Below are 1,897 nucleotides of genomic sequence, written 5' to 3'. Positions count from 1 at the left end.
TTTCAGTGTGCCCGGCATGGGCGTAATCTATAGGGTGCAAGTCCCGAACTGTGAAGGCAGAAGTAATAGTTAGCCAAGCGCAAGGGTGTCCACGGCGACGTGGAATCTGAAGGAAGCGGGCGGCAAACCTCCGGTCTGAGGTACACGAACTTCATACGAGGCTATGTGCGACTGGGTGAGCCTGCTGAACAAGGCAAAGCCCTTTCTGCCGAAGGTCGCATGCAGTAAATGGAGCAGATAGATGGAGGGAAAGATTGCGTCCTTACCCGGGGAGCTCTGATTGGAACGCCAAGTACCCTTGGTAACCCGCACAGTGATGGGCGGCTGAACAATCAGAAGTCAGCAGAGGCCATAGTACCACCTTGTCTCGAGACGAGTGGGAAGGGCCGAACAATTAAGAGAGAACAACATCTTGGCAGGCAGTCGCTGTGATGAACACAGACAACCCGTCAGGGCTTGCTTGAATGGAGGACGTGGTGAATTCCACTGGGGACATCAAGAGGGTGGAGCAGGGACTGGATAAAGAAGAAGCGTTGTTCACGGAAAGAGGCATAACGAATGTTAATGGAACAGATTCTGTCACGGGAAAATTTAATACGTGCCCTGAACCGAGTGGTTCGGAACAAAGGAAGCCACGGTGTCGACGGAATGCCCGTACAAAACCTGCGAGCGCATGTCATCGAACACTGGGACACCATGAAGGTGGAGCTTCTGTCGGGAACCTACCAGCCGCAACCGGTCCGCAGGGTCGAAATCCCGAAACCTGACGGCGGTGTGCGACTGCTCGGCATCCCTACCGTGATGGATCGCTTCATTCAACAGGCGATCGCCCAGGTGTTGTCGTCTATCTACGACCCCACGTTCTCTGACCACAGCTATGGATTCCGACCGAATCGGAGTGCCCACGGGGCGGTCAAGAAAGCAAAAGGGTACATCGCAGAGGGAAATCGCTGGGTGGTCGATATCGACCTGGAGAAATTCTTCGACCGGGTGAACCATGACAAGCTCATGGGGCTTCTGGCGAAGCGAATCGAGGACAAGTGTCTGCTCAAGCTCATCCACAAGTATCTGAAAACCGGAATCATGATAAACGGAGTCGTGACGGACAACGAGGAAGGCACTCCGCAAGGAGGCCCACTCAGCCCACTGCTCTCGAACATCGTCCTAGACGAACTGGACAAGGAACTCGAGAAGCGTGGACATCAGTTCGTCCGCTACGCCGATGACTGCAACATCTATGTGAAAACACCAAAAGCGGGAAATCGGGTCATGAGGTCGGTGACCTCCTATATCGAAGGGAAGCTGAAGCTGAAAGTGAACGGCAACAAGTCCGCCGTAGACCGCCCATGGAGACGAAAGTTCCTTGGGTTCAGCTTCACGAAGCACAGAGAACCGAAAATACGGATTGCCAAAGCCAGTGTGAACCGGATGAAAGATAAAATCCGCGACATCACATCGCGAAAGAGACCATACTCGATGGAGGTCCGTATCCAAAAGCTGAACCAATACCTGATGGGATGGTGCGGATACTTTGCGTTGGCAGACACACCGAGTGTGTTCAAGACCCTCGAGTCGTGGATTCGAAGAAGGCTACGCATGTGCGTGTGGAAGAGTTGGAAGAAGCCGAGCACAAAAGTGAGAAAGCTCACCGGACTGGGCATCCCGAAAGGGAAGGCCCATGAATGGGGCAACTCACGGAAGGGTTACTGGCGGATTTCAAAAAGTCCGATACTGCACAAAGCCCTCGGGAACTCCTACTGGAGTTCCCGAGGGCTCAAAAGTCTGGTATCACGTTATGAAACTTTGCGTCATACATCTTAATTGAACCGCCGTATACCGAACGGTACGTACGGTGGTGTGAGAGGTCGGGAGTTAATCACTCCCTCCTACTCGATTT

1 protein-coding gene is annotated in these 1,897 nt (G+C 53.2%); it reads left to right on the top strand.

Annotation, left to right across the window (positions count from 1 at the left end; translation table 11 throughout):
- The first annotated feature begins 558 nt into the window (after positions 1-558).
- Positions 559-1,821, top strand: a complete 1,263-nt coding sequence (gene ltrA / locus KNP82_RS15370) for a group II intron reverse transcriptase/maturase (RefSeq protein WP_214798647.1) — start codon at positions 559-561, stop codon at positions 1,819-1,821.
- Positions 1,822-1,897 lie beyond the last annotated feature (76 nt).

It is taken from the genome of Exiguobacterium sp. s26 (assembly GCF_018618235.1).
Taxonomy (GTDB): Bacteria; Bacillota; Bacilli; order Exiguobacteriales; family Exiguobacteriaceae; genus Exiguobacterium; species Exiguobacterium chiriqhucha.
This window is presented reverse-complemented; position numbering and strand designations above follow the sequence as displayed.